General features: G+C 75.0%; 19 protein-coding genes, 1 pseudogene and 1 riboswitch. Of the genes and pseudogenes, 8 read left to right on the plus strand and 12 right to left on the minus strand.

What is annotated here, in order from left to right:
* Positions 1-67: 67 nt before the first annotated feature.
* The 6 genes from FHU37_RS20180 to thiO all read right to left on the minus strand — a co-directional run bounded on the left by FHU37_RS20180 (position 68) and on the right by thiO (position 7,419).
* Complete coding sequence (locus FHU37_RS20180) at positions 68-1,510, minus strand: glycoside hydrolase family 15 protein (protein ID WP_179815537.1); 1,443 nt, start codon at positions 1,508-1,510, stop codon at positions 68-70.
* A gap of 225 nt (positions 1,511-1,735) precedes the next feature.
* Positions 1,736-2,737: a deoxyribonuclease IV gene (locus tag FHU37_RS20185; RefSeq protein WP_179815538.1), complete on the minus strand. Its 1,002-nt coding sequence runs from the start codon at positions 2,735-2,737 to the stop codon at positions 1,736-1,738.
* An 82-nt stretch (positions 2,738-2,819) separates the two neighbouring features.
* Positions 2,820-4,976 (minus strand): Stk1 family PASTA domain-containing Ser/Thr kinase, encoded by a 2,157-nt coding sequence (locus tag FHU37_RS20190; protein WP_179815539.1) that lies wholly within the window; start codon positions 4,974-4,976, stop codon positions 2,820-2,822.
* A 158-nt stretch (positions 4,977-5,134) separates the two neighbouring features.
* The gene (locus FHU37_RS20195) at positions 5,135-5,944 is read right to left on the minus strand and encodes a thiazole synthase (protein WP_179815540.1); all 810 of its coding nucleotides are present in this window, start codon (positions 5,942-5,944) and stop codon (positions 5,135-5,137) included.
* A gap of 6 nt (positions 5,945-5,950) precedes the next feature.
* Positions 5,951-6,154, minus strand: a complete 204-nt coding sequence (gene thiS / locus FHU37_RS20200; RefSeq protein WP_179815541.1) for a sulfur carrier protein ThiS — start codon at positions 6,152-6,154, stop codon at positions 5,951-5,953.
* Positions 6,151-7,419, minus strand: coding sequence for a glycine oxidase ThiO (gene thiO, locus FHU37_RS20205; protein WP_179815542.1), 1,269 nt, complete (start codon positions 7,417-7,419; stop codon positions 6,151-6,153). The genes thiS and thiO overlap by 4 nt, the downstream gene beginning before the upstream one ends.
* Positions 7,413-7,525, minus strand: a riboswitch (TPP riboswitch). (Overlaps the previous gene by 7 nt.)
* A 153-nt stretch (positions 7,526-7,678) precedes the next feature.
* On the opposite strand from thiO, the gene FHU37_RS20210 reads away from it, so the two are divergent.
* From FHU37_RS20210 to thiE, 3 genes are all read left to right on the plus strand, one after another.
* Positions 7,679-9,037: an NAD(P)/FAD-dependent oxidoreductase gene (locus FHU37_RS20210; RefSeq protein WP_179815543.1), complete on the plus strand. Its 1,359-nt coding sequence runs from the start codon at positions 7,679-7,681 to the stop codon at positions 9,035-9,037.
* A gap of 139 nt (positions 9,038-9,176) precedes the next feature.
* Positions 9,177-9,545 (plus strand): Rv2175c family DNA-binding protein, encoded by a 369-nt coding sequence (locus FHU37_RS20215; RefSeq protein WP_179815544.1) that lies wholly within the window; start codon positions 9,177-9,179, stop codon positions 9,543-9,545.
* A gap of 124 nt (positions 9,546-9,669) precedes the next feature.
* Positions 9,670-10,380, plus strand: a complete 711-nt coding sequence (gene thiE / locus FHU37_RS20220; protein WP_179815545.1) for a thiamine phosphate synthase — start codon at positions 9,670-9,672, stop codon at positions 10,378-10,380.
* A gap of 74 nt (positions 10,381-10,454) precedes the next feature.
* On the opposite strand, the gene FHU37_RS20225 is transcribed toward thiE, so the two are convergent.
* Positions 10,455-11,543: a polyprenyl synthetase family protein gene (locus FHU37_RS20225; protein WP_179815546.1), complete on the minus strand. Its 1,089-nt coding sequence runs from the start codon at positions 11,541-11,543 to the stop codon at positions 10,455-10,457.
* A 639-nt stretch (positions 11,544-12,182) separates the two neighbouring features.
* Here FHU37_RS20225 and metF point away from each other — a divergent pair.
* Positions 12,183-13,106, plus strand: a complete 924-nt coding sequence (metF, locus tag FHU37_RS20230) for a methylenetetrahydrofolate reductase [NAD(P)H] (RefSeq protein WP_179815547.1) — start codon at positions 12,183-12,185, stop codon at positions 13,104-13,106.
* A gap of 707 nt (positions 13,107-13,813) precedes the next feature.
* Here metF and FHU37_RS29560 read toward each other — a convergent pair.
* Positions 13,814-14,104 carry a chitin binding peritrophin-A domain-containing protein gene (locus tag FHU37_RS29560; RefSeq protein WP_179815548.1) on the minus strand — a complete coding sequence of 97 codons (291 nt, stop codon included), beginning with the start codon at positions 14,102-14,104 and terminating at the stop codon, positions 13,814-13,816.
* Between the two features lie 378 nt (positions 14,105-14,482).
* On the opposite strand from FHU37_RS29560, the gene FHU37_RS20240 reads away from it, so the two are divergent.
* The 4 genes and pseudogenes from FHU37_RS20240 to FHU37_RS20255 all read left to right on the plus strand — a co-directional run bounded on the left by FHU37_RS20240 (position 14,483) and on the right by FHU37_RS20255 (position 16,670).
* Positions 14,483-14,959, plus strand: coding sequence for a hypothetical protein (locus tag FHU37_RS20240; RefSeq protein ID WP_179815549.1), 477 nt, complete (start codon positions 14,483-14,485; stop codon positions 14,957-14,959).
* A 197-nt stretch (positions 14,960-15,156) separates the two neighbouring features.
* The gene (locus tag FHU37_RS20245) at positions 15,157-15,537 is read left to right on the plus strand and encodes a nitrilase-related carbon-nitrogen hydrolase (RefSeq protein ID WP_376773976.1); all 381 of its coding nucleotides are present in this window, start codon (positions 15,157-15,159) and stop codon (positions 15,535-15,537) included.
* A pseudogene (locus tag FHU37_RS20250) lies at positions 15,522-16,033 on the plus strand (transposase family protein); the annotation flags it as partial. The gene FHU37_RS20245 and the pseudogene FHU37_RS20250, both read left to right, overlap by 16 nt.
* Positions 16,034-16,304: 271 nt before the next feature.
* Positions 16,305-16,670: a hypothetical protein gene (locus tag FHU37_RS20255; protein WP_179815551.1), complete on the plus strand. Its 366-nt coding sequence runs from the start codon at positions 16,305-16,307 to the stop codon at positions 16,668-16,670.
* A gap of 50 nt (positions 16,671-16,720) precedes the next feature.
* Here the strand turns inward: FHU37_RS20255 and FHU37_RS20260 are convergent, their stop codons facing one another.
* From FHU37_RS20260 to FHU37_RS20275, 4 genes are all read right to left on the minus strand, one after another.
* On the minus strand, positions 16,721-18,361 hold the full coding sequence (locus tag FHU37_RS20260; protein WP_179815552.1) for a phytoene desaturase family protein: 1,641 nt from the start codon (positions 18,359-18,361) through the stop codon (positions 16,721-16,723).
* A gap of 149 nt (positions 18,362-18,510) precedes the next feature.
* Positions 18,511-19,734 carry an FUSC family protein gene (locus FHU37_RS20265; protein WP_312892684.1) on the minus strand — a complete coding sequence of 408 codons (1,224 nt, stop codon included), beginning with the start codon at positions 19,732-19,734 and terminating at the stop codon, positions 18,511-18,513.
* A gap of 117 nt (positions 19,735-19,851) precedes the next feature.
* Positions 19,852-20,493 (minus strand): DUF4126 domain-containing protein, encoded by a 642-nt coding sequence (locus FHU37_RS20270; protein WP_179815554.1) that lies wholly within the window; start codon positions 20,491-20,493, stop codon positions 19,852-19,854.
* Positions 20,494-21,207: 714 nt separating this feature from the next.
* Positions 21,208-21,801 carry a TetR/AcrR family transcriptional regulator gene (locus FHU37_RS20275; RefSeq protein ID WP_179815555.1) on the minus strand — a complete coding sequence of 198 codons (594 nt, stop codon included), beginning with the start codon at positions 21,799-21,801 and terminating at the stop codon, positions 21,208-21,210.
* Between the last annotated feature and the right edge of the window lie 11 nt (positions 21,802-21,812).

Below are 21,812 nucleotides of genomic sequence, written 5' to 3' on the forward strand. Positions count from 1 at the left end.
CGCGGCCCGCGCCGCCCGGGCGCCCGCGCCGCCTGGGGGGCGCGGGGCCGCGTGGCGCCGGCCCGGACTACCCGGCCGGCGGGAGCGGGGGCGTCGGCAGCTCCTGCTGCTGGGCGGTGAGGGCGAGCAGCACGGTCGCCGCCGTCCAGCCCAGCGGCGAGGTCGAGGAGGGGCTGCCGTCGGGGTTGACGTTCTCCGGCAGCGAGCCCAGCGCGGTGCGGTGCTCCATCAGCCAGCGCAGGTGGCGGTCGGCCCGCGCGTCGTCGCCGGTGGCCGCCGCGTTCAGGGCGAAGAGCGCCACCTCCGGGGTCCAGGCCATGCCGTTGTCCAGCGGCCACTCCTCGCCCGGGTACATCCCGCCGTTGGAGAGCGCCTGCGCCCGCTCGGCGTCGGCCACCGCCGCCGCCACGGCCACCGATCCGGGGGCGAAGGGCGGCGCCAGCAGGGTCACCGCGGTGTCCGTCCCGCCGTCCGGCACGGTGCGCGGATAGCCCGCCGCGCCGAACGTCGCGGTCGTCGCCTCGTCCAGGCGGCGCGCGGCGTCGCCCCAGGCGGCGGCCTGCTCCGGGGCCCGCCCGCCGTCGGCCGCCAGCGCCGCCGCCGAACGCAGCCCGAGCAGCAGCGGGGCGACCGTGCCCAGGGTGACCTCGTCCTCCTCGCGCTCCCAGTAGTCCGAGGAGGCGGGCGGCAGGCCGCGCAGGTCCAGCGAGGCGGCGGCGGCCTCCGCCGAGGCGGCGACCATCGGCCACAGCTCGTCCAGGGTCCGGGCGGCCAGCTCCCGGTCCGGCTCCGTGGTGTACCAGAACCACACCGCCCAGGGCGTCCAGCCGCTGCCGTCGAGCTGCGGGCGCCGGTCGTCGGGCACCCCGCCGGTGCCGTCCGGCAGGTAACGCGCCTGCCAGCGGCCGTCCGCGGGGTGGATGGCCGCCAGGTGGGACAGGATCGCCCGCGCCTCCGCGTGGTGGCCGGTGACGGCGTAGGCGGCGACCGCGAAGCTGGCGTCCCGCGGCCAGACGTAGCGCCAGCGGTCGTTCCACGAGGCGACGAACGCCCCGTTGTCCAGGGTGAGCACCCGCAGGTCCAGCAGCGCCCGGGTGGCCGTCTCCCGCTCCTGTTCGTCGTCGCCGGGTATTCGCCCGGCCGCCAGCCAGGCCCGCGACTCGGCGACGGCCTCCGGGGTGGGCGCGGCGGCGTCCGGCAGGCCGGCCGCGGCGGGATCGGCCAGCAGGCTGGTGCCGGGGACGAACGCGGCGTCGGCGCCCGCGGGCACCATCAGCGGCCGGCCGTCCGCGGTGACCGTCACACCCGCGTTGTACAGCGGCGGCGGCGCCGGCGGCAGCACCAGGTGCACCACGACCTGCCACACCGCGATCGCCAGCACGGTCAGCAGCGCGAGCGCCGCGACCCAGCGGCGGCGCCACACCGGGGGACGGCGGCCCGAGCGCTCGCCGCGCACCCGGCGCCGCTGGGGTGTCGGCGAGCCGCTCGATGCCGCAGGTATGACTGTCACCCTGCCATCCTCCGGTCAGCGCGGGTCCGGCGATGCCGCAGGGCCCCGTGGAACGGCCGAACAGGGGGTGTCCGGCCGGCGAACTCCGGATGAAACGGACCTTTCGTTCGCGTGATTCACCTCACAGGCGATCCGCGCCGCCCCGCCGCCGCCCGCCCCCACGAGGCACGTAGACGCACGCCGACGCACGTAGACGCGTGCCGACGCCGGCCCACCGCCGGCCGGTCAGCCGACGGCGTCCCCGCGCAGCCGCTTCAGCGCCGCCACGTCCGAGGCGTGCCCCTCCTCGCCGCCCGGCGTCTCCACCACCAGCGGCACGCCGGCCGTCGCGGGGTGGTCGAACAGCGCCGCGAACGGCTCGGCGCCGATCCGCCCCGACCCCACGTTCTCGTGCCGGTCCCGGTGGGCGCCGGCCACGTCCTTGGAGTCGTTGGCGTGGATCAGCCGCAGCCGGCCGGGCCCGGCCACCCGCAGCAGCTCGTCCAGCGTGCGGCGCACCCCGTCGGGCGCGGCGAGGTCGTGGCCGGCCGCGAAGGCGTGGCAGGTGTCCAGGCAGACGCCGACCCGCGGATGGTGGTCCAGCGCCTCCAGATACGGGCCGAGGTCCTCCATCAGCGAGCACAGCGTGCTGCCCTGCCCGGCCATCGGCTCCAGCAGCAGCCACGGCACCGTCGCGGCGGCTCCGCCCGGGCCGGCGGGGCCGTCCCCCGCCCCGCCGCGCTCGGCCAGCGCGTCCAGCTCCTCCAGCAGCGGCAGCACCCCGTCCCGCACCTGCCGGTAGGCGGTCGCCCGGTCCAGCCCGCCGGTCGCCGAACCGGTGTGCACCACCACGCCGCGCGCCCCGATCTCCGCGCCGCGCAGCAGCGAGTGGCGCAGCGAGACGGCGGACCGGCGCACCGTCTCGGCGGTGCTCGACCCGAAGTTGATCAGGTAGGGGGCGTGCACCCACGCGCTGATCCCCCGCTCGGCGCAGCCCGCGCGGAACTCCTCGTCCTGCGCGGGGTTCCCCGGCCCGGTGGCCCAGCCGCGCGGGTTCGCCACGAAGACCTGCACCGCCTCGCAGCCGGTGCGGTCCGCGTAGCCCAGCGCGGCGGTCGCCAGCCCACGGGCCACCGGCGCGTGCGCGCCGATCGGGTTGCGCACGGCGGCCGGAGTGGGCGCGGCGGGCGTGGCGGTGGCGCGGGGGCGAGGGGCTGGTGCGACGGGAGCGGGTTCTGCGGCGAGCATGTCCACGAGGATGCCACCAACCCCCCACGCGACGCCGCGCCGGTGGCTCCCCGGGAGCGGCCCCGGCCGGAGACCGGATCGCCTAGAAGGCGAAGAGGCGGACGGTGCTGCCCTGGCGGGCGCGCTGGCCGGCCTCGGGGGACTGGGTCTGCACCGAGCCGTCGCCGAACGGCCGCAGGTCGACCACGTCCACCGAGAACCCGGCCTCCTCCAGCGCGGCCCGGGCCTCGGGCACCGACCGCCCGACGACGTCCGGGACCTCCACCGTCTCCGGGCCGTCCGAGACGGTCAGGGTGACCGTGGAGCCGCGGGGCGCGGGGCCGTCGCCGGACGGGTCCTGGCGGGCCACCGCACCGGCCAGCACGTCGGTGTCCGACACCCGCTCCGGGGCGACCTCCACCTCGAACCCGGCGTCCTCCAGCGTCTGCCTCGCCTGGAGCAGCGGCTCGCCCACCACGTCCGGCACGTCCACCGGAGCCGGGCCCCGGGAGACCACCAGGGCGACCGGGGAGTCCGGCCGGACCTGCTGACCGGGCTCCGGGTCGGTGCCGATCACCGAACCGGCCGGCACGGAGTCCGAGTACTCCTCCCGCTCGGTGCCCGGCACCAGCCGGGCGTCGGTGAGCGCCTGCCGGGCCTGCTCCAGCGGGCGCCCGGTGACGTCCGGCACGGTCACCCGCTCCGGCCCGAGGGACAGCACCGCCGTCACCTCGCCGCCGGACGGCACCCGACCGCCAGGCTCCGGATCGGTCTCGATCACCAGGCCCGCGGGCACGTTCTCGCTGTACGCCTCCGCCCAGCTCACCGACAGGCCGGCCTGGTCGAGCAGCCGCTCGGCCTCGGCGCGCTCCACCCCCAGCACCGCCGGGGTGGTCGTGTAGCGGGCGACGCCGAACCACCAGCCGCCGACGGCCAGCACCCCCACCAGCAGCACGGCGAGGACCCAGGTGAGCGGATTGCGGGCGAGCGACCGGGGGCCGGCCGGGGCGGTCGGCACCACCGGGCCGCTCGTCGCCGCCCCGGCGGTGCCGAGGGTGGGCACCGGCCGGGTGTGGTGGGTCTCGCCCCCGGCCACCGGCAGGCTGGCCGAGCGCGCCACCACGGTGGTCGGCGCGTCCGGGGCGTGCCCGGTCGCGGTGACCGCCTCCGAACCCGGCGACGCGGCGGAGTCCGCGCCGTCCGGGACGCCCTCCGGCGCGGACCGGCCGCCCGTAGCCGCCCGGTCCTCCCCGAGCTCCCCGCCGGGCGCGGCGTCCCCGCCGGGCGCGGCGTCCCCACCCGGCGCGGCGTCCCCGTCCGGAACGGCCGCCCCGTCCGACACGGCCTCCCCGGCCGGCCGCGCCTGCGGCACGGCGTCCCGGACCGGAGCCGGCAGGTCGAGCTGCGCGTCCGCCAGCCCGGCGCGGACCCGGCGCAGCGCCGCCAGCATCTCGCCGGCGTCCGCCGGCCGGTCCTGCGGGTTCCGGGCGGCGGCGGCCAGCACCAGCGCGTCCAGGTCCGCGGCGAGGCCCGGCCGCAGCGCGGACGGCGCGACCACGTCCTCGTTGAGGTGCTGGTACATGATCCGCACCGGGGTGGTGCCGTCCCGCGGTGCGCGCCCGGTCAGCAGCTCGAACAGCAGTACCCCGCAGGCGTAGACGTCCGCGCGGGTGTCCGCGGTGCCCTGCTGGATCTGCTCCGGGGCCATGTAGGCGACGGTCCCCAGCACCAGGCCACCGGTGGACGCGGTGGTGGCCGTGGAGACGGCGCGGGCCAGCCCGAAGTCGGCCACCTTGACCCGGCCGTCGTCCGCGATCAGCACGTTCTCCGGCTTGATGTCCCGGTGGATGAGCCCCGAGCGGTGCGCCGCGCCGAGCGCCGCCAGCACCGGCTCCACGAGGTCCAGCGCCTCCCTGGGGGAGAGCGGCCCGCGCTCGCGCAGCACCTCGCGCAGCGTGCGGCCGGGCACCAGTTCCATGGCGAGGTAGACGGTGTCGCCGTCGGTGCCCTGGTCGTAGACGCCCACCACGTTGTCGTGGGACAGCCGCGCGGCGGTCTTCGCCTCCCGGATGAAGCGCTCCACGAAGGAGGAGTCACCGGCCAGTTCGGCGCGCATCACCTTGACGGCGACCGGTCGCTCCAGCCGTACGTCCACGCCCCGGTAGACCGTCGCCATGCCGCCGAGCGCGATCCGCTCCTCGATCCGGTACCGGCCGTCGAGCAGTCGGCCCAGCAGGGGGTCCCGTAGGGTCGCATCCACGGGCCCGAGTGTACGCAGCGGCCGGTCACCGGCCGGCCCGTTCCACCCGTACGGGTACGGAGCGGTGGCGGGCCCGTGGCCAAGCCGTGACGTACCGGCGGGCCGCCCGACCACCGGTCACCGCCCGTCACCCGCCGCCCGGGCCACGCCCGCCGGACTCAGAACGCGGGGACCTCCGCGGCGCCGTCCGCCGCCCCCGCCGCCATCAGCCCCTCCGTCGGGCTGGACGCCTCGGCGAAGTGCCGACGCGGGATGCGCCCGGCCCGGAACGCCGCCCGGCCGGCCCGCACGGCGTCCCGCATCGCGCCCGCCATCAGCTCCGGATCCCGGGCCCTGGTCACCGCCGAGGCCAGCAGGACCCCCGCGCAGCCCAGCTCCATCGCCAGCGCCGCGTCCGAGGCCGTGCCCACACCGGCGTCCAGGATCACCGGCACCGACGCCCGCTCGGTGATCAGCAGGATGTTGTGCGGGTTGCGGATGCCCAGTCCGGAGCCGATCGGGGAACCCAGCGGCATCACCGCCGCGCAGCCGACGTCCTCCAGCTTCGCCGCCAGCACCGGATCGTCGTTGGTGTACGGCAGCACGGTGAAGCCGTCGTCCACCAGCCGCTCCGCCGCGTCCAGCAGCTCCACCGGATCCGGCAGCAGGGTGCGCTCGTCGGCGATGACCTCCAGCTTCACCCAGTCGGTGCCCAGCGCCTCCCGGGCCAGCCGGGCGGTCAGCACCGCCTCCCCGGCCGTGAAGCAGCCCGCCGTGTTGGGCAGCACGGCGATGTCGTGGCGCGCCAGCACCTCCAGCACCGACCCCTTGGTGGCCGGGCTGATCCGGCGCATCGCCACGGTGGTCATCTCGGTGCCGGAGGCGACCAGCGACCGCTCCAGCACCTCCAGGCTCGGTGCGCCGCCGGTGCCCATGATCAGCCGGGACCCGAACTCCCGCCCGGCGATGGTGAGGGTGTCGTCCGCCATGCCTTCTCAGCCTCCCTGCACTGCGGTGAGGATCTCCACGCGATCGCCGTCGCGCAGCTCGGTGTCCGACCACGCCCCGCGGGGCACCACGGACTCGTTGACCGCCGCGGCCACCCCGGACCGGGCGGCCGTCAGCGACGCCACGACCTCGGCCAGCCCCGTCCCGGCCGGCAGCGACCGCGGCTCGCCGTTCACCGTCACCGTGATCACGCGACCACCTCCCGAAGGGCCGGGCCGGCCGGGGCGGCACCGGCGGCCGACGGGGCGCCGGACCGGCGGAACCGCCGCGCGGTGAACGGCGCGGCCACCTCCGGCAGCCGCCCCGAAACCAGGTACTCGGCCAGGCAGTCGGCGGTGACCGGCGTCAGCAGCACGCCGTTGCGGCCGTGCCCGGTGGCCAGCGCCAGCCCGTCCAGCCCGGACGGCCCGAGCACCGGCGCGTTGTCCGGACTGCCCGGCCGCAGCCCCGCCGACGTCTCCACCAGCGGCAGCTCGGTGATCCCGGGGACCAGCTCGTGCGCGTCGCGCAGCAGCTCGTAGACGCCCCCGGCGGTCACCGTGGTGTCGTACCCCATCTCCTCCTCGGTGGCGCCGACCACCAGCTCGCCGTTCAGCCGCGGTACCAGGTACAGGTGGACGCCGCGGACCACCGCGCGGACCGTCCGCCCCAGGAAAGCCCCGGGCGCCCCGGCCCCCGACGGCATCCGCAGCCGCAGCACCTGGCCCTTGACCGGGCGCACCGGCGGCAGCACCTCCTCCGGCACCCCCTCCAGCAGCGCCGAGTGGCTGCCGGCCGCCAACACCACCTGCCCCGCCGTCAGCTCCGTGCCGTCGTCCAGCCGCACCCCGACCACCCGGCCCCCCGCCGCGCCACCGGCCCGGCCGCCCGGGGAGCCGCCCGCGCGCAGCAGCCGGCGCGCCGACCCCCGCACCACGTCCACCCCCAGGCGCCCACACGCCGTCAGCAGCGCCGCGCACAACCGGCGCCCGTCGACCTGGTGGTCCCCCTCGGCCAGCAGCGCCCCGCGCACCGAGGCGGCCAGCATCGGTTCCAGCCGGCGCGCCTCCCGCCCGGTCAGCCAGGACACCGGCAGGCCCAACCGCCGCTGGTGGGCGTACACCTCGCGCAACTCGGCGCGGTCGTCGGCGTCCAGCGCGACGGCCAGCGTGCCGCACTCCCGGTAGCCGACGTCCTCCCCGGCGGCCTCCACCAGCTCGGCCACGAAACCCGGGTAGCGGCGCTGCGACTCGAGGTTCAGCGCCAACAGCGCCTCCTCGCCGTACTTCACCTCGGTGACCGCCGCCAGCATCCCGGCGGCCACCCGCGCCGCCCCGCCCCCCGGCGCCGGATCCACCACGCCGACCCGCAGGCCCCGCGCGGCCGCCCGCCAGGCCACCGCCAGGCCGACCAGGCCGCCGCCCACCACCAGCACGTCCGGCGAACCACCGGACGAGCCGGCCGCCGACACACCCATGCCCAACAACTCCCTTCGCCGGCATGACCCGGATCAGGTTCGGACGGTCGAAGGCCGCCACAGCCTTCCTCTCAGCCCGGTGCGCCGGGCTCCCGTGTTCCTCGGGCCGTTCCGGCGCCGCGCGCGGCACGGCGGAAGACCCGTCACCGCCCACCATACAAGGGCCCGCCGGGCCGCCCGCCGCGCGGTCCACGGCCCCGCACGCCGCCCGCGGCGTCGCACGACCACCCCCGCGCCGGAAGCGGCCTACAGTGACCGGGTGAGCGACAAGCATCCGGACACGGTCATCGTCGGCGCGGGCGTGGCGGGCGTACAGACCGCCGTGGCCCTGCGCGAACGCGGCTTCACCGGCCGCGTGACGCTGGTCGGCGAGGAGATCCACCCGCCCTACGACCGGCCGCCGCTGTCCAAGGAGGTGCTGCTCGGCGCGACCGACGCCACCACCCTCGACGTGGACTTCGCCACCCTCGGGGTGGACCTGCTGCTCGGTCACCGCGCCGTCGAACTCCGCCCCGACCCGGACACCGCCACCCCCGGCGGCACCCTGACCCTGGAACCCGCCGGCCCCGCGCCGCAACCGGCCGGGGGCCCTGGGCCGCAACCGGCCGGGGGCCCTGGGCCGCAACCGGCCGGGGGTCCTGGGCCGCAACCGGCCGGGGGCACCGCGCCGTCCCACCCCTCACCCCGCACCCTGCGCTACGAACGCCTCGTGCTGGCAACCGGCGCCAGCGCCGTCCCGCTGCCCGGCACCCCCGTCGACACCCCCGGACTCCACCTGCTGCGCACCCTCGACGACGCCCTCACCCTCCGCGCCGCGCTGCGCCCCGGCGCCCGGGTGGTCGTCGTCGGCGCCGGCTGGATCGGCGCCGAGACCGCCACCGTCGCCGCCGAACTCGGCTGCTCGGTGACCGTCCTGGAAGCCGCCGACCACCCGCTGGCCGGCGCCCTGCCCAGCGAGATCGGCGAGGTCACCCGCGACTGGTACGCCGGCGCCGGGGTGGACCTGCGCACCGGCACGCCCGTCGGCTCCGTGGAGCCCGGCGCCGTGCTGCTGGCCGACGGGGAACGCCTGCCGGCCGACGCCGTCGTGATCGGCATCGGGGCGCGGGCCCGGACCGGCTGGCTGGCCGGCTCCGGCGTGGAACTCGCCGAGGGGGGCGCCGTCGCCGCCGACGACCGGCTGCGCGCCTCCGTGCCCGGGGTGTGGGCGGTCGGCGACTGCGCCTCGTTCCCCTCCGCCCGCTACCGGCGACGGCTGCTGGTGCACCACTGGGACAACGCCCTGCAGGGCCCGGCCACCGTCGCCGCGGACCTGATGGGCGAGAGCGTCGAGCCGTACGACCCGGTCCCGTACTTCTGGTCGGAGCAGTTCGGGCGCTACCTCCAGTACGCCGGCCACCACCCGGGCGCCGACCGCGTGCTGTGGCGCGGCAGCGTGCGCGAGGACGCCTGGACCGTGTGCTGGCTGCGCGAGGACCGACTCGTGGCGCTGCTCGCCGTCGACCGTCCCCGCGACCTGGTGCAGGGCAGGCGGCTGATCGAGCGCGGCGCCCGGATGGACGAGCGGGCCCTGCTCGACGCGACCGTCCCGCTGAAGAACGCGACCCGGCGCCCCTGAGCGCCCCGGCCGGCCGAGGCGGCGCCGCCCCAGCCGGCCGCGGCGCCGCCATCGCATCGGCGAGCGGCCGGGCCGCCACCCGCACGCCCAGGCCAGGCGGTGTGGAGCACTGTCCGGGACAGGTGGCAGTCTTGGGAACGTGACCGAGATCAACCCTACGATCGACTCCCTCGTCCGCGAGTGGCTGTACCTGCCCGACATCGCCGAAATGTTCGGCGTGGAGGTGACCAAGGTCCGCCAGCACATCAAGGAGGGCAGGCTCATCGCCGTCCGGCGCGGCGAGAACCGGGCCCTCCAGGTGCCGGCCGACTTCTTCCTCGACGGCCGCATCGTCAAGGGCCTCAGCGGCACCCTGACCCTGCTGGCCGACGCCGGCCTCACCGAAGAGGAGGCCCTGGAATGGCTGTTCACCCCTGACGACTCGCTGCCCGGCACCCCCGTGCAGGCGCTGCGGGAGAACCGCGGCACGGAGATCAAGCGCCGGGCCCAGGCCCTGGCGGTCTTCTGACCGACGGCCCGGACCCGAGGCGGCCCCTCACCGGGCCGCCCGCCCGACCACCCTCCGTCCCGGAGGGCGGCCCCGTCCCGGGCCGCCCTCCGGGGGCGGGGCCGGCACGACATACAGTCCTGCCATGACCATCGCCGCCACCCCCGCCGCGTCGCCCGCCGCCGATCTCCGTGCCCGGCTGGACGGCGCGCTGCTCTACCTGTGCACCGACGGCCGCCGCGCCCGCGGTGACCTGCCCGAGTTCCTCGACGCCGTGCTGGCCGCCGGCGTGGACATCGTGCAGCTGCGCGACAAGGGCATCGAGGCGGCGGAGGAACTCGAACTCCTCCAGGTCTTCGCGGACGCCTGCGCCCGGCACGGCCGGCTGCTCGCCGTCAACGACCGCGCCGACGTGGCCCACGCCGCCCGCTCGGACGTGCTGCACCTGGGGCAGGGCGACCTGCCGGTGCCCGCGGCCCGCGCCATCATCGGCGACACCCCGCTGATCGGCCGCTCCACGCACGCCGAGGCGGAGGTCGACGCGGCCATGACCCAGCCCGGCGTCGACTACTTCTGCACCGGACCGGTGTGGCCCACCCCCACCAAGCCCGGACGCCACGCCCCCGGCCTGTCGCTGGTCCGGTACGCGGCGGCCCGCCGACCGCGGCGGCCGTGGTTCGCCATCGGCGGCATCGACGCCGGCAACCTGGACCAGGTGCTCGACGCGGGCGCCCGCCGGGTCGTCGTGGTCCGTGCCATCACCGAGGCCACCGACCCCGGGGCGGCCGCCGCCGACCTGGCCCGCCGCCTGCGCGAACGCCGTGACGCCGAGGGCCCCGACACCGAACGGGCGTGACGCCGGGGGCCGTGTGCCCCCCCCAGAACGGGCGGCCGGACGCGGCGACCGCTACGGCCGCCCCCCGCCCCCGCTCAGCTGCTGCGCCGCGTGGCCACCTCGGCCAGCCGGCGCAGCACCTCGCGGGCCCGGGGCAGCACATCGGCCTCGTCGAGGGCGTCCAGCGCCTGGTCGGTGAGCCGCTGGATCGTCCGCTCCACCTCCTCCAGCGCCCCGCTGCGCCGGATCACCTCCTGGAGCGTCGCCACGCCGGCGGCGTCCAGCGCCGGATCGCCGAGCAGCTCGGTGACCAGCCGGGCGTCCCGAGCCGTCCCCTCCTGCTCGGCCAGCGCGACCAGCAGGGTGCGCTTGCCCTCCCGCAGGTCGTCGCCGGCCGGCTTGCCCGTCTGCGAGGGGTCGCCGAACACGCCGAGGACGTCGTCGCGGAGCTGGAACGCCTCGCCCAGCGGCAGCCCGAAGGCGCTGTACGCCTCCAGCAGGTCCTTGCCCGCCCCCGCGAGCACCGCGCCGACCTGGAGCGGACGCTCCACGGTGTACTTGGCCGACTTGTAGCGCAGCACCCGGCCGGCCCGCTCCACCGAGCCGCCGCCCACCGCCTGCTCCAGCACGTCCAGGTACTGCCCGGCCATCAGCTCGGTGCGCATGAGGTCCAGGTGCGGCCGGGCCCGCAGCAGCGACTCGGCCGGCAGCCCGCTGCTGAAGTACAGCTCGTCCGTCCACACCAGGCACAGGTCGCCCAGCAGGACCGCCGCGGCCTCGCCGAACCCCTCGGCCGAGCCGTGCCACCCCCCGGCCCGGTGCAGGCCCTCGAAGTGCCGGTGCACCGAGGGCCGGCCGCGGCGGGTGTCGCTGCTGTCCATGAGGTCGTCGTGGATCAGCGCGCTCGCCTGCAGCAGCTCCAGGCAGGCCGCGGCCGCCACCGCCTCGTCGCAGTCCGCGCCGCCCGCCCCGCGCCACCCCCAGTAGCAGAACCCCGGCCGCAGGCGCTTGCCACCGTCCAACAGGAACTCCCGCACGGCCTCGGCCACCGGCAGCAGGCTCTCCGCTATGTCGGCGAGCACGGAGTCCTGGTGGGCGAGGAAGGCGGCGAGCGCCGAACCGACGCGGTCGCGCAGGTGTTCCTCGTCGAGGGGATGACGGGAGGAGAGAGCTGCGGCGGTCACGGTCACGGGGTCTCCGGCGGCGGGCAGGCGGTCCCTCCTGCCCGTTCGGGGCGCGGGAGGGGGAACTGTTCGGCACGGGGCCGAGGTGCGTACCGGCGCACCGGGCGGGGGCGGGGCGGCAGACGGACGCGTCGGCGAACGTACCGGGGGACGTTCCGGGGGCCATCCGAGCCTATACGGGGGCGCCCGGGCGGGTGGAATCGAACGTACGGCGGCGGTCGTGTCGCGGCCAAGCACGGACGGATGGCCCGCCGACGACGGTGTGCGGACAGTTGTGTGGGATCACGGAGGGGCGGACGGTGGCGTTCCGGTCCGCGCCGCGGCACACCGCCGAGCCGGCCGTGCACGCCCTGCAGCCCTCTGACAGCCCACGGACAGCCCTTGCCGCCCCATGGATCTCCGGCGGATCCCTCGCGGATCCCTCGCGGATCCCACGGACGGGACCCATGGGCGTGACCCACGGGCGACCCACCTGACCCACGGCGCGCGCCGGGGCCCCGAGGGCGCTCCGCCGCCTCCCCGAGACGTCCCACATGGCGGCTTCCCACGCCGCGGACCTGGCCCGAAGCAGGCGGCCGACTGGTCGCATGCTGGGACGCACTTGTCAGCGCGCGGACCCGTCTGGCTACCCTTTCGGGCATGTCACTGGGCATCTCCACGACGCGAACCGGCCGCGCGGCCACCATCCGCGAGCAGCTCGCGGCGGGGACCACGTCCTCCTTCGAGTTCTTCCCGCCGCGGGACGACGCGGCGGAGCGCAGGCTCTGGGAGGCGATCCGCCGGGTGGAGATGGCCGGCCCCGACTTCGTCTCGGTCACCTACGGTGCCGGCGGCTCCACGCGCGGCCGCACCGTGCGGGTCACCGAACGCATCGCCTCGGAGACCACCCTGACCCCGGTGGCGCACCTGACCGCGGTCAACCACTCCATCGCCGAGCTGCGCAACATCGTCGGCCAGTACGCCGACGCCGGGATCCGCAACGTGCTGGCCGTGCGTGGGGACCCGCCCGGTGACCCGCGCGGCGAGTGGATCCCCCACCCCGACGGCGTCACCTACGCCCACGAGCTGGTGAGCCTGATCAAGGGGTGGGGCGACTTCTGCGTCGGCGTCGCCGCCTTCCCCGAGGCGCACCCGCGCTCGACGGACATCGACGAGGACACCCGGCACTTCGTGGCCAAGGTGCGCGCGGGGGCGGACTACGCGATCACGCAGATGTTCTTCGACGTCGACCACTACCTGCGGCTGCGCGACCGGGTTGCCGCCGCGGGCTGCGACGTGCCGATCATCCCGGAGATCATCCCGGTCACCAACATCCGCCAGATCGAGCGCTTCGCCCAGCTCAGCAACGCCTACTTCCCCCCGGAACTGGAGCGGCGGCTGCAGGCCGTGGCCGACGACCGCGCGCAGGTGCGGGCCATCGGCATCGACTTCGCCTCCCGGATGTGTGAGCGGCTGCTCGCGGAGGGCGTGCCCGGGCTGCACTTCATCACCATGAACAACTCCACGGCGACCCTGGAGATCCACCAGAACCTCGGCCTGCGCCGGACGATCCCGGGCAGCTAGGCGTGTCGTGCGCGTAGGCAGTGCCCGCCTACGCGCACGGCACCACCGTGCGCGCTCCAGCCCGCCGCCGGGGTCCGCTGGCCTCACCCGCTGGCACTCGCGTTGGCACTCGCCGGGGCCGCTGGCACTTGCGTTGGCACTCGCTGGGGCGCGCTGGTACTTGCGTTGGCACTCGCTGGGGCGCGCTGGCACTCGCTGGGGCGCCGCAGAAGGACGCGTCCGCTCCGCACACTGAGTTGACCCAGTGAGCCATTGCTGAATCCCTCCGCAGAACCCCGCCGGGGCGTCGCGAGCATGCTCCACCGGTGGCGTCGGGAGCATGCCAGGTAATTCCGGATATTTCCCCACACGCTCTGGGGGGACCCCCTATTTCAGGATCCCATGGCTTGATTGCGGACGGGAAGCCCTTGTCTGCGCCCTGTGGATAACTCCTGTCGTGTGCATGCTGTTCGTGGTCATGTCAGTTGAATGGGTGTGCCGGATTTTTCCGAGCCTCCGCGCCATGGAAGTCCTGAGGGGGACCCCCTAATTTCAGGATCCCATGGGCGCAATACGGAGTGGAAGCCCTCAATTGATCATGGCACTGCGGAACAGCGTCGCACGTCCTGCCGCACGGCTGCCTCATCAAGTGGGATAAGGACCGGCGCTACTGCACAGCCTGCCTTGAAGGAGGGGGCCGACCTTCCCGGTCACCGCGGTTTTTGACCTTAGGAGTTCTCGGATGTGCCTGTGGAGGGCATCTGCCACGGGTGGACGCATGCGACTAGTTCGGGGTGGAACAGCGTGCCCGGTCCGCACTGGAAGTCGAAGCGGGTGAGTTCCTTGCCGTCGCCGTTCATGTCCACGCAGCGGTAGAACTTGGACTGATCCTCGGAATCGGGAAAGAAGCCCTCTTCTGTGCAGGCCGGAGGAGCTGCGGCAGCCTGTGTGGTGGGCGAGCATGCGAGACCGGCGAGAGCGAGCAGCAGAGCGGCTGCGGTGCGACGTGTGCGATTCATGACATGTAAACGCTCTGCACGGGTCCTGGGGTGTTCACCACTTCGGGTGGGGCAACACGCCCTCGGGGCAGAGTGTCGGAAGGCGGCTGCCCTGGTCTTCGGGGCGGGGGCCGGGGTCTTCGCTGAGCCGGCGGTGGGTGTGCTGGGAAACCGTGGTGTCTGACCGGCGGCCTTGTCGTTGGACAGACCATGATCGGGAAAACTGCCGTTCTTGCCCTGCTGGCGGCCTCCGTGGTAGCCCTCGCGGCCGCCCCCACACCCGCCAGCACCCCTCACGCGGTCATTGCCGCCTCGTCGTCCGGAAAGACGGTGACCAGGGCGCCGCTGCCGCCGGCAGGGGTGGAACTCCCGCACAGCGCGTACGCCGCCAATGTTCCGTTGAAGCTGAACATCCTCGGCCGTCTCACACTCGACTTCAAGGGTGGCTTCACCCTCGGTGTCCAGACAGCCGACACCGACCGCACCACGATGAAGTTCAAGGAGCTGCGCATGGAGGCGGACACCAGCCCGTCCACCCCCGGCTCCGGAACGCTCATCTCCCTCGCCTCGGCCGACATGGCGGACACACCGCTCAGCACTCTGAACTCCTCCCGGGAACTGCGCCTCCATACCACCCTGATCCTGAAGGTCACCGACAAGGAAACTGGGGAGACCCTTCTCAGGCTCTCCACCGCCCCGGGCAAGTACGCCACGTTGAAGGCCGACAACGTCCAGACCTTCCCCATGGTCAACCAGCTGCTCACCCTCCAGGAACCGGTGCACCTCTTCGAGGTGTCCTCGGACGGCACCGTCCAGACAGACCAGTCTGTCGGCGCCCTGGAAGGATTCGACGTCATCGCCAACCAGATCACCTGAACCCGGGCCCGAGCGACACAGCGCCGACGTCTCCGCTCGCCGGCACGGCCATCGCCCGGATGGCACCGAAGTCACCGACTGCGACAGGAGCCAGGGTCCGCCTGCCGAAGCCGCATGGCCGTCTCGGCCGGTCTCCCCTCCAGGCCGGAGGAGATCTCGGTGTCCGGTGGCGGGGGTGGATCGTTCTTGCTGCAGCGATGGCCGGCCGGGCCGTCCTCCACGAAAGGGATCCTCTGTTGGCGACCGAGCCCGTCCGCGTCGTCTTCCGCTCTGCGCGGTCGGCAGCCGGCAGGCGGTGGAGTACAACCTGGAGCGCCGCGAGGGCCCCCTCGATCGAACGTGCCCGGCTGGCGGGCAAGGAGAACGGCCTGGCCGTGGTTCTGCCGTATCCCGAACGCGACGGCGTCGACTTCTACGACTCGATCAGTGTGATGGCGCCTGACGGGCTGGTGGCGGCGAACTACCGCAAGACCCATCTGTACGGGGCCGCCGAGCGGCGTAACTACTCATTCGGGCAGGACCTGCCGACCGTGGTCACAGGGCGGCAGGATACCGACCTCCTCGCCCGCAAAGCCTGACCCGGGCCCTGCGCGAGGCCGACGCGGAGTATGTCCTGGTCGATGGCACCCTCGCCGAGTGCGACCGCGTCGGCGACGGGCGCGCCGACTACTCGGGCAAGCACCACCGTCACGGCGTGGACCACCAGGTCATCACCAGCCCGACAGGCAGGCTCGTGTGGATCTCCCGCGCCCCGCCCGGCCGAACCCACGACCTCACCGCCGCCCGCACCCACCGCATTGTGAAGACCTGCGTCCGGCTCCGTGTTCCCGCTCTGGCCGACATGGCCTACACCGGCGCAGGCGGCACATTCGCCGTCCCGACCAGACGCCCACCCCGCGAGGAACTCAGCGTCGGACAGAGATCCCTGAACCAGGCCCACGCCCGGCTCCGCCACCCGGGCGAACGCGGCGTGGCACGCTCAAGCGATGGAGGATCTTCCGCCGTTCCCGCTGCAGCCCGAACTGGCTGTCGTCAGCAGCCAAGGCAGTCCTCACCCTGGAGCTCCAACGCTGAAAAGGCTCAATTCTTTCCGTGGCCTTTTGCCGAGGAATGCTCGAGGGGGGACCCCCTGTTTTCAGGATCTCATGGAGCGACAGCGTAGCGCAGCCCTCCACTTCCGGCCTGTGGATAACCCGCGAGGGCTCTCGCCGGGCCGGGGCGCTCACCGACACGCCGCGGGGCGCCGCCGCGGGCCACCCGCACGCTGACGGCGCGTTCGACGGTAGGTTCGAGGCGCCCGGGGCGTCGGCCGCCCTGAGGGGCGGCGAGATGCGGAGGGGCCGGCGTGCCGATCATGCTCGTGCTGAACGTGGCGTTCGCGGCGGTTGCGTTGTGGCTGCTGTGGGAGGTCCTGGCGCAGCACCGTTCACCACTGCTGTGGAGAGTGCTCACCCTCGTCGGCTTCCTCGGCGTCGTCGCCGGGGTGAACGGCGGCTCCGCCGAGGGCATCGTGGTCGGCGTGCTGGTCTTCGGGGCGGGGCAACTGCTGGTCACCCGTGCGGTGAACAGCGGCCGGCACAGCGGTTGGTCGCTGATCGGGCCCGGGCGCCGGCAGCCTCCGGCGGGCGGCGCCGGTCGCCCGGCCGTGCCGGCCGCCCGTGGTGGCGGTCGCCGCCGCGCCCCCAGTGGGCGGCGGCGCCGCGGTCGCTGACGGGGCCGCCGGCACCGCGGTCCGAGCCGTGCCGGCAGCGAACCCCGCTGTCAGGGCGTGCCGATGAGTTCGGCGGTGACGGCGGCGGACATGCCGACGTGCGGCAGTCCGCCGCCGGGATGCCGTGAGGCACCGACCAGGAACAGGCCGCCGGGCCCGCCGCGGTTGCCCGGCCGGACGAACGGGTCGGCGTAGTCGGCCGGCTCCCGCACCGCCGATCCCAGCGAGAAGCTCCGCCCGCCCAGCAGCGACGGCGGGTGCACGGCGCCGCCGGGGGCTCCGGTGGCCTCGGCGACGTCGGCCGGCGTGCGGACCGCCCGCCACAGCAGGCGGGGGCGCAGGTCCAGTCCGCGCTCCGCCAGCACCGTGAGGAGCCGGTCGGCGTAGCCGTCGGCCAGTCCCGGTGTCGTCCAGTCCACGGTTCCGCCGCCGGCGCCGTCGGCCGCGTGGCGCGGGACGAGCACCCGGAGGGTGACCGCCTCGTGGCCCGGACCGGGCACGGCGGCCGGGTCGGTGGAGCGCAGCAGGCGGATGGTGGGATCGTCGGGGGGCGCCGCGTCGGGGCCGAAGACGCGTTCCGGTTCCGCCTCCGGATCGTCCGCGTACCAGATCTCCTGTTCGAGCCCGCCGGTGCCTTCGAGCCCGCCGGTGCCGGCCGCGGCGGAGCCGCCGTTCGGGCCCAGTGCCAGGTACACGTCGAGGAACGCCCCGGTGGCGGCCAGCGCGCCGCCGGTCGTCGAATCCCGTCCGGCTGACGGCCCGGTCGACGCCCGGCTGGACGCCCCGTCGCCGCCGGGGAGCAGCCCGGCCGCGGCGCCGCCCGGCGAGGTGTCGGCGGCGCACACCACCACGTCGGCCGGCAGGGTGCCGCCGTCGGCGAGCCGCACGCCGGTCACCTTGCCGCCCTCCACCAGCACCTCGGTCACGGCGGTGCCGAAACGGACGTCAACCCGTCGCTCCCGGCAGCGGTCCAGCAGCGCGTCGGCCAGGGTGCGCATCCCCCCGGCCAGGTACCAGGTGCCGAAGGCCTGCTCCATGTAGGGCAGGACGGTCAGCGTGGCGGGGGCGCGGCGGGGGTCCAGGCCGGCGCCCGTGGCGTAGCCCTCCAGCAGGGCCCGCATCCGCGGGTCGCCGCCGAGCCGGCGCCGGGCCTGGGCGCGCAGCGAACGCCAGGGCGTCAGCAGCCGGAGGGCGGCCAGCCGGGACGGCTGGCGCAGCAGCGACTCCAGCTCGGCCGGGTCCCCGAGCGGGTCCTCCAGCAGCGGGCGCCGGGTCGCCGCCCAGATCCGTCCGGCGTCCTCCAGCAGGTCGTGCCACCGCTCGGCGGCCCGGTCCCCGGCCAGGTCCCGAACGGCCGCGAGGAAGCCGGCCCGGGAGGCGTTCGGCACCAGCGCCTCCCCGCCGCCCCCTCCGCCGAAGCGGTGGCGCACCACCGGGTCCAGCGGACGCATGGCCACGGCGTCCTCCAGCGGCGCGCGTCCGGTCTTGAGGAAGAGGTCCCGGTAGACGGCGGGCAGCTGGAGGACGACCGGGCCGGTGTCGAAGGCGAAGCCGGCACGCTCCAGCCGGCCCACCGCGCCCCCGTGCACGGTGGCGCGCTCGACCACCCGCACGGAGTGACCCACCGTGGCGCACCGCGCCGCGGTGGCCAAACCGCTCATTCCGGCACCTATGACGACGATCCGAGCCATGGCGCGACTCTATCCACCCACCGGGCCCGGTTCGGCGGCCGGCCCGGCCCCGGAGCCCGACCGAGGCCGGACGGCCAAGGCCCCGGGAGCCCGGGCCGCCGAGCCAGACCGCCACGGGCGGGCGGCGGGCGGCGGGCCCGCGCCCCCGGCTACTTCAGCAGCCGTTGGAGCCGGTTGCGGGTGCCCCGCCGGAAGGCCCGGACCCTGCGTTGCATCTGGTAGAGCGGGTTGCGGGGCGGCATCTGGGCGTGCCTGTCGAGTTCCTCGGCCAGCCACTGGGAGCGCCGTTCGACGTCGAGCTCGTTCAGCAGCCGGTCCACGTTCGCCAGCAGCGCGCCGTGCAGTTCCCAGCGTTCGGCCTCGCGCTCGGTCTCCACGCGCAGCAGCTCCGAGATCCGCGCCCGGTCCTGGCGTCCGTCGGCGAGCGCCTGGGCGAGTTGTTCCTCGGCCTGCTCGGCGCTGGCGGTGACCTGGGCGGTGATCAGCCGCCCGAAGCTGTCCACGGCCTCCGCCAGGTGCCGCAGGAGCTGGGCCAGGGCGGTGGCCACCTCCCCGGAGTACACCGAGCGGTCGTCGCGCTCCTGGGACAGGTCGGTCAGCGACCGGCACAGTGTGCGCAGGACGACGGCGCAGATCTCCAGCGTGTCCAGGCCACTGCGCAGCACCAGGCGGGTCAGCAGGCCCTGCCGCACCCGGGGGTTGAACCGCAGGCTCTCCTCGGCGGTGGACAGGGCGCCGTCGACCCGGGCGATCTCGTGGTCGAGCCGGCGGGCCTCCAGCAACCAGGATCCGGTCTGCTGGAGGGTGGCGCCCCGATTCAGCTCCCCGCCGATCCGCAGCAGCAGCTCGCGCATCCGCTCGGCCAGTTCCTCGATGGCCTCGCCGGCCGGTTCGACGAACACCGGGGGAGCGAACAGCGCGTTCAGCAGCACGCCGACCACGGCGCCGATCAGGGTCTCGGCCACCCGGCCCCAGGCGACCTCGCCGACGTGCGTGACGCCGAGCACCAGCATGGCGCTGATCGCCACCTCGGGGACGAACTCGTCGACCCGCAGTATGTGGCCGATGACCAGGCTGGCGAGGATCAGCAGGCCGAGGCTCCACCAGCTCAGACCGACGATCTCGCTGAAGGCGACGGCGATCAGCACGCCCGCGACGACGCTGATCACCCGGCGGATGCCGGTGGTGAGGGTGGCGTACAGGGTGACCTGGACGACGAGCAGCGCGGTCAGCGGGGCGAGCAGCGGCGGACCGTGGTCGGTGAGCCACACCGCGACGATGTACGCGAAGACGGCTCCGACGGTGGAGCGGAGGGTCTGCACGACGATGGGTTCGCGCCGTCGCCGCCTGACGATTCCGGCCAATTCGGTCACTGCGGGCACCCTGCCACTATCCCCGGATGGGTGGCGGGGGAGGGGGAGGACACCCCGAGCGTCCGTCGAATGTCCGAAAAAAAGCCTATATGGGTGTTGGATGTGCGGCGGGCCCGGCTACCGGCCGGAAGGTCCCGCGCCGCCGGGAGTCGGAGCCGGGGCCGCGGTGCGGGCGAGGGCGCGCTGCGCCCGGCGCTCCCGGAGGATTCCCCAGAACCGCCGGATCCGGCTCGCCAGGAAGAACAGCACCAGCCCGCCGGCCACCAGCAGGACGGCGGCCACCACCGCCGCGGCCGTCGGGTAGACGATGGCCAGCACGATCACCCCGGCCACGGTGACGTCCTCGGCGGCGGAGACCACCATGTTGCTCGCCGGCTCCGGGCTGCTGTTGACGGCCATTCGGGCGCTGGCCTTGATCAGGTGGGAGACCAGCGCGGTGACGCCGCCGACGGTGCCCGCCGCGATCTCGCCCAGCGACCCGTCCTGACCGGCGATCAGCGCGGCGACGGTGGCGCCGGCGACGGGGCGTATGACGGTGTGCAGCGCGTCCCAGACGCTGTCCACATAGGGGATCTTGTCGGCCACCAGCTCGATCAGGAACAGGACGGTGGCGACGATCAGCACGTCCGTGCGTTGCAGGGCGTCCGGCGTGGCGTCCGCCCAGCCGACCCGGCCCATCAGGCCGAGGAGCAGCACCACGGCGTAGGCGTTGATCCCGCTGGCCCAGCCACTGGTGAAGACGAGCGGTACGAGGTCCATGCGGGAGCGGTCCCTTCGGAGAGCGGTGCGGTGAGTGGCGGACGGCGTCGCAGGGAAGGACGCTCGTGAGGGCCCGGGGGTTTCCACCGCCCCGTGGTCATGCCCACGTCGCTCGGTGGCCGGGACGGGACGGAGGGTCACCGCGCCGGGGCCACGCGCCGCCGGACCGGCTCCCGGACCGCCGCCCCCCCCCGGACCCCCCGGACCGTTCTCGGTGTCCCGAGTACCCGGGTACCGCGCACCGTCTGAGTAGCCCTACTCAGCACGCCTGATGAGTAGGGCGGATGAGTAGCGCAGCGGATGTCGACGGCGCTCCCGTGCCGGCACAGTGGTGCCACCGGAACCCGCCGGGGGCCGAGAGGCGGCGGCGGGGCCCGGTGGGGGGAACGGTTGGCGATGCCCGCGGCGACGCGGGTGTCGTGGCAACGGAGTGCCGACACGGGGCGGCACTACGGCGCCGGTCCATCCATGGCCGGGGGGCGGCCGTGGCGGGCGCAACCAGCGTGGCCGGTGTCGGGGGGCACCGGCCACGTGGGGGGCACAGACGGGGGGGAGAGGGGGGTGCGGGGCCGGCCCGGACGTCACCCGAGCCGGCCCCGCGCTACCGTCACCAGCGGGGTGCCGGTGCCGGGGCGTCACCAGCGGGGTGCCGGTGCCGGGCAGGTGCCGTGGTACCGGCGCCGGGCCGCGGCCGGCAGGGCGTCACCGCCGGCGTCAGCTCCCCGCCGCCACCCGCCCGCGCACCAGCAGGGAGAGCGCGGCGTGCACGTCGTCCAGGCTGCGCTCCGGCTGGAAGGCCAGCCAGTCCAGCGCCGCCACCAGCACCATGCCGAAGATCGCCGACGCGGTCAGGGCGACGTCCAGCTCCTCGCTGAACGCCCCGTCCCGCACCGACTGCTCCAGCACGCCCACGACCACGCTCACCGCCTGCCCGCGCACCAGGGCCAACGTCTGCTGCCACGCCCTGTTGGTGCGCCACACCTCGGCCACGAAGAGCTGGGCGAACGCCGGGTAGCGGGCGATGAACTCCAGCCCCGCGCGGATCATCGCGTCCAGCGCCTCCACGTCCCGCCGCCCCTCGGCGGCGGACCGTAGTCGCTCGGTCAGCAGGTCCACGCCGTGTTTGAGCAGTTCCTCGAACAGCTCGGCCTTGCTGGCGAAGTTGTAGTAGACGGTGCCCTTGGCCACCCCCGCCCGGTCCGCGATCTCGTCCACGGTGGTGGCGGAGTATCCCTGTTCGGCGATCAGTGTCACCGCCGCGTCGTAGAGCTTCTGCCGGGTCGCGGCACGCCGCGTGTTGGTGGTCATGGGTGCAGTCT

Source organism: Allostreptomyces psammosilenae (assembly GCF_013407765.1).
Taxonomy (GTDB): domain Bacteria; phylum Actinomycetota; class Actinomycetes; order Streptomycetales; family Streptomycetaceae; genus Allostreptomyces; species Allostreptomyces psammosilenae.